This window comes from Nocardioides sp. (assembly GCF_035481145.1).
Classification (GTDB): Bacteria; Actinomycetota; Actinomycetes; order Propionibacteriales; family Nocardioidaceae; genus Nocardioides.
This window is the reverse complement of record NZ_DATIHB010000085.1, coordinates 1-4,436: the sequence shown is the minus strand read 5'-3', so window position 1 is coordinate 4,436 and position 4,436 is coordinate 1. Positions and strand designations below refer to the sequence as shown.

Here is a 4,436-nt window from a genome sequence, read left to right as displayed (position 1 = left end):
ATGCGGTACACCGAGTGCCGGATGGCTCCGCTTGCGCTGGAGATGGTCCGGGACATCCACGAGGACACCGTCGACTTCCAGCCCAACTACGACGGCCGCTCCTCCGAGCCGACCATCCTGCCGGCGCGGTTCCCCAACCTGCTGGTCAACGGCTCCGCCGGCATTGCCGTCGGCATGGCCACCAACATCCCGCCCCACAACCTGCGCGAGGTGGCTGACGGCGCGAGGTGGGCGCTCGAGCACCCCGACGCCAGCCGCGAGGAGCTGCAGGACGCGCTCCTCGAGCGGATCAAGGGCCCCGACTTCCCGATGGGCTCGCTCATCGTGGGCCGGCAGGGCATCGAGCAGGCCTACCGCACCGGCCGGGGCTCGGTCACCCAGCGCGCCGTCGTCGAGATCGACGAGGACAGCAAGGGCCGCACGATGCTCGTGATCTCCGAGCTGCCCTACATGGTCAACCCCGACAACCTGGCGCTCAAGATCGCCGAGCTCGCCGACTCGGGCCGCATCCAGGGCATCTCCGACGTGCGAGACGACACCTCCTCGCGCACCGGCCAGCGGCTGGTGGTCGTCCTCAAGCGCGACGCGGTCGCCCGGGTCGTGCTCAACAACCTCTTCAAGCACACCGAGCTGCAGACCAACTTCTCGGCCAACATGCTGGCGCTGGTCGACGGGGTGCCGCGCACGCTGACGATCGACCAGTTCATCAGCAACTGGGTCGCCCACCAGATCGAGGTCATTCAGCGGCGCACCCGCTACCGCCTGGCCGAGGCCGAGAAGAGCGCCCACATCTACCGGGGCCTGGTGAAGGCCCTCGACATGCTGGACGAGGTGATCGCGCTCATCCGGCGCAGCCCCGACGTGGACGAGGCGCGCACCGGGCTGATGACGCTCCTCGACATCGACGAGGTCCAGGCCAACGCCATCCTCGAGATGCAGCTGCGCCGGCTCGCCGCCCTGGAGCGCCAGCGGATCATGGACCGCCTGGCCGAGCTCGAGCGGATCATCGCCGACCTCGAGGACATCCTCGCCAACGAGCCGCGGCAGCGGCAGATCGTCTCCGACGAGCTGACCGAGATCGTCGACAAGTACGGCAACGAGCGGCGCACCCAGATCATCGCCGCCGACGGCGACCTGTCCATGGAGGACCTCATCCCCGACGAGGACCTCGTCGTCACCATCACGCGCGGCGGCTACGCGAAGCGGACCCGCGCCGACCAGTACCGCACCCAGAAGCGGGGCGGCATGGGGGTGCGCGGCGCTGCGCTGCGCGGCGACGACGTCGTCGAGCACTTCATCGCCACCACCAACCACCACTGGCTGCTGTTCTTCACCACCGCCGGTCGGGTCTACCGCACCAAGGCCTACAACCTGCCGGAGGCGTCGCGCGACGCCAAGGGCGGCCACGTCGCCGGGCTGCTGTCGTTCCAGCCCGACGAGTCGATCGCACAGGTCCTCGCGATCCGCGACTACGAGCAGGCGCCGTACCTCGTCCTGGCGACCCGCAACGGCCTGGTCAAGAAGACGCGCCTCGGTGACTACAACTCCCCGCGGCAGGCCGGCGTCATCGCCATCAACTTCCGTGAGGACGACGACGAGCTGATCGGCGCGGAGCTGGTCAACGCCGAGGACCACATCCTGCTGGTCTCGCGCAAGGGCCAGGCCATCCGCTTCCAGGCCGACGACTCCCAGCTGCGGCCGATGGGCCGGGCCACCTCGGGCGTGACCGGCATGAAGTTCCGCGACGGCGACCAGCTGCTGTCACTCTCGGTGATCCGGGCCGCGCAGGTCGAGGCAGAGGAGGCCGGGGGCGACGAGGAGTCCGTCGAGGAGGCCGCCGAGACCCCGGCGTCACCGTACTTCGGGCTCCACCCGCAGTACGTCTTCACGATCACCGACGGCGGCTACGCCAAGCGCACCCGCATCACCGACTACCGCATCCAGTCTCGCGGCGGCATCGGCATCAAGGCGATGGCGCTGGCCAACGAGGACCGCGGCCAGCTGGTCGGTGCGTTCATCGTGGAGGAGGGCGACGAGATCCTCTCGATCACCCAGTCCGGCCAGGTCGTGCGAAGCCCCATCGACGAGCACTTCCGGGCCACCGGACGCTCCACCATGGGCGTGAAGTTCGTGACGCCCAAGAAGGGCGACTCGGTGGCGGTCGTGGCCCGATCGGTCGAGGCCCGCGCCGAGGAGGCGATCGAGGAGGCCCTCGAGGAGTCCGCCCAGGAGGCGGCCGACGGGGCGGTCGAGGAGGCCGCCGAGCAGACCGGTGAGCAGGCCGCTGAGCAGGACCTGGACAGGGTCGAGGAATCGCCCACCGGGGAGCCGAGTGCAACAATCGACGACCAGCAGGGCACCGAGCAGGACACTGACGAGACCACCGAGGAGTGATCGTCCATGTCGGAGCGCACGGCCTCACGTGCGACCGGGAAGCAGCAGGGCACCACGCGTGACACCACGCGCGGCGCCGACGACTCCCGGTCGTCGCTGACCCAGCGGATCCAGGACAAGCTGTCGACGGCGGCCGACGAGCACCGCGCCAACGCGGGTGCAGAGTCGCGTCCGGTCGGTCGACGGGCCTCGAAGGGTGCCAGCAGGCCGGTTCGCGGCCCGCGCCGGGCTCGGCTCCGGCTGACCCGGATCGACCCCTGGTCGGTCATGAAGACGGCGTTCCTGCTGTCGGTGGCCTTCGGTGTCGTCACCTTCGTCGCCGTGTTCATGGTCTGGTCCGTCCTCGGTGCCGCCGGAGTGTGGGACTCGGTCAACGCCACCGTCGCCAGCGTGGTCGAGGGCGAGAACAACAGCAGCACGTTCGACATCACCGACTACGTCGGCATGTCCCGGGTGCTCGGCTTCACGCTCCTGGTGGCGGCGATCGACGTGGTCCTGCTCACCGCCATCGCCACCCTCACGGCCTTCCTCTACAACATGGCCGCGGCACTGCTGGGCGGCATCGAGGTGACCCTCGCGGAGGACGAGCACTGAGGTGCCCGGACGCCGTACCGACGTTTTGGGGAGCCCGTCAGGGGTGGGGTAGTGTTCCCCCGCGGTCGGATCGCCGACCCGATCCGGGCCTATAGCTCAGACGGTTAGAGCGCTTCCCTGATAAGGAAGAGGTCACAGGTTCAAGTCCTGTTAGGCCCACCATCCACACCGAGCCGAGGAGTCACCATGCAGAAGGTCCTGTTGATCCTGCTGGCGGCCGCCGGCGCTGCGTTCGCGAAGAAGAAGATGGACCAGGGCCGCCACGAGCAGGCGCTGTGGGCCGAGGCGACCGACAACGTCGACAAGGCCTGACGCCAGCTTCGTCCCGCACCGTCCCGCACCGGGGGCCTTGGCGCAATTGGTAGCGCACCTGCTTTGCAAGCAGGGGGTTAGGGGTTCGAGTCCCCTAGGCTCCACCACTCCTCTGCCGTCCGGGGACCATGCGGCACACTTCGGGAGTGCCCACGACCACCCCGACGCGTCTCGCGCTCGCCGTGGGCGGCCCCGTCCTCGCGGTGGCGCTGGCTGCCTCCGGCTGTGGTGAGGACCCGGATCCGCGGCCCGCGCCTGCTCCCGACGGGCCGTCGTACGCCGTGCCGGAGTACGACAATGACGGCGAGCTGGCGCCCGGCCTCGCGGCGCTCGCCCTGGTGCCGGCGGACGCGACGACGGTGACGGTGACCGACTTCGACGCGGCGCGCGCCACGCTGGGCGTGCCCGAGCTGACCAGCGCCGACCTGATGAGCGACCGGCGCGACTTCTGGGAGCGGGCGGCCCGGGAGACGGTGCTGCTGGCCGAGGGGATGCTGCGCGACGACACCTCGGAGCTGATGCTCGACCACGGCTTCACCCAGGATGACGTGGACTGGGAGGCGCACTTCACCACGCCCGACGGCCCGGGCTGGATCCTGTCCTTCCGGCCCGACCTCGACATGGCGGGCGTACGACGCGCGGTCGAGGCGGGCGTGGCTGGCCTGGGTGGTGCGGTGGTCGACGCACGACGGCACCTGGTGACGTCAGGAGCCGCGGCTGACGGGGAGGACACCTGGGGCGACCGCGAGGACGTCCGGTCGCTGACGGACCCGGCAGCCGCCGAGTCGACCTTCTACCGGTCCGCGTGCGTGCCGGTGGTCGACGCGCTGGGGCCGGACGCCGGCGTCGAGGACCTCATGGCCGTGACCAAGGCCCATGACATCGAGATCCTGCAGCCGGTGGAGGCTTTCGGGATCGGCTTCGCCGACGGGGTGGCGACCGCGCGGCTCGGCGTCGGCCGGACCGACCTCTTCGAGCGCTCCGCGGTGGCCGAGGACTGGCCCACCGTCGGCAGCGTCGGGTTCGGCGACGGTTTCACCCGTCCCGTCGTGGACCCGTCCACCGGCCGGATCGGCTGGACGGTCGGGGATCCCCGGGCAGCGGCAGGGCTGACGCTCACCGACGCGCTGCCGTTC

4 protein-coding genes and 2 tRNA genes are annotated in these 4,436 nt (G+C 70.2%); all 6 read left to right on the top strand.

Annotated features, from left to right (window positions below; genetic code table 11):
* A partial coding sequence (gene gyrA / locus VLF38_RS07440; RefSeq protein WP_325270642.1) for a DNA gyrase subunit A occupies positions 1 to 2,394 on the top strand: 2,394 nt, incomplete at its 5' end.
* Positions 2,395 to 2,400: 6 nt separating this feature from the next.
* Positions 2,401 to 2,988: a DUF3566 domain-containing protein gene (locus VLF38_RS07435; protein ID WP_325270641.1), complete on the top strand. Its 588-nt coding sequence runs from the start codon at positions 2,401 to 2,403 to the stop codon at positions 2,986 to 2,988.
* 85 nt (positions 2,989 to 3,073) lie between these two features.
* Positions 3,074 to 3,150 (top strand) — tRNA-Ile (locus VLF38_RS07430).
* A 24-nt stretch (positions 3,151 to 3,174) separates the two neighbouring features.
* On the top strand, positions 3,175 to 3,300 hold the full coding sequence (locus VLF38_RS07425; protein WP_325270640.1) for a DLW-39 family protein: 126 nt from the start codon (positions 3,175 to 3,177) through the stop codon (positions 3,298 to 3,300).
* Positions 3,301 to 3,331: 31 nt separating this feature from the next.
* A tRNA-Ala gene (locus VLF38_RS07420) sits at positions 3,332 to 3,407 on the top strand.
* Positions 3,408 to 3,446: 39 nt separating this feature from the next.
* Positions 3,447 to 4,436, top strand: a 990-nt coding sequence (locus VLF38_RS07415; protein ID WP_325270639.1) for a hypothetical protein, incomplete at its 3' end; no start/stop codon positions are given.

Coding starts and splice junctions, on each gene's coding strand:
- VLF38_RS07425 (WP_325270640.1), top strand. CDS start 3,175: ATGCAGAAGGTCCTGTTGATCCTGCTGGCGGCCGCCGGCGCTGCGTTC.
- VLF38_RS07435 (WP_325270641.1), top strand. CDS start 2,401: ATGTCGGAGCGCACGGCCTCACGTGCGACCGGGAAGCAGCAGGGCACC.